Origin of the sequence: Microcystis sp. LE18-22.4A (assembly GCF_027531105.1) — a bacterium.
In the GTDB taxonomy this organism is placed as follows: domain Bacteria; phylum Cyanobacteriota; class Cyanobacteriia; order Cyanobacteriales; family Microcystaceae; genus Microcystis; species Microcystis aeruginosa.
Window position 1 is genome coordinate 1 of record NZ_JAPZRB010000458.1, and the last position, 1,027, is coordinate 1,027.

1 pseudogene is annotated in these 1,027 nt (G+C 47.0%); it reads right to left on the reverse strand.

The features are described 5' to 3' along the window. Positions 1–731 (reverse strand): annotated as a pseudogene (locus O9295_RS20100) (Calx-beta domain-containing protein); the annotation flags it as partial. Positions 732–1,027 lie beyond the last annotated feature (296 nt).

The following is a 1,027-nucleotide window of genomic DNA, read 5'->3' on the forward strand; positions in this document are numbered from 1 at the left end:
ACGTTGAGGGTGGCGGTGGTGGCTCCGGCGGCGATGGTGAAGGTGTTGGCGGTTACTGCGGTGATATTTGTGCCAGCAGTGAGGGAATAGTCGGCGAGAATGGTGGCGGTACTGCCGGTGGTGTTGAAGTTGACGACTATCCCACCCGTGGGCGCGGGGGTGTCTAGGGTAATGATAAAGGTGCCGACGGTTCCCCCTTCTACCGGGTTGGTGCCGGGGGCGATGGTAATTTTGGGGATGGATGCCATTTCCACACTAATCGCTTGCCCATCAACGGTAATAGTCGCCGCGTCATTTTCCTCTCGTATCGCCGCGATTTCCGCCTCCGTCAGCACTTCTCCCCGCACCAACGCCGAAAATAACTGCCCCTCATCCCCCGGCGTATCGCTGCTGTTGATTTGCGCGTCGATAAAATGCCCAATTTCTTCTAATAACACCGCTTTGAGGGTGGTAGCGTCCCCCGAATCAATCAGGGTTTGAGAGATATAAATCTTATTAATACTGCTGGAATATGCGCCGAAAATCCCTGAATTGCCAAGGTTTTTAACTGTAATAGGGGGAAGTTGACTAAAATCTCGACTTTGCCACTGCTGTCGTAATTGCGTCGCTTTAACCACATCATAACTTGTGCCAAAAGCAGTTTCTAAATTTGCCCAAAAGTCATCAGATTGAGCGAAATCGAACAAAATATCGTAAACAGCAGGAAGGCTCGGCAACAGGGTAGAAGTCATGACATTGAACGCAAAAGACGACTGGTGCTATTTTATGCAAAAAATCGCCAATCTTTCAAGGGTGCTATGACAAAAATTAACATTTATACAAGAAAACGGGTTCCTTCGAGAAACCCGTTTTCTAGATATTAGGATAAGATTATTGGATTCTTGCGAAAGACTGCTTAAATTCTGCGAGAGAATTAGCGGTAGCTGCTAATTTAACAATCTCTTGTAATGTAGATAGTACCGAAACTTTATTCAGGTATTGTTCCACATCTAAAGGAACTTCACCCAAGCGAGCTTGCAAAACTGTT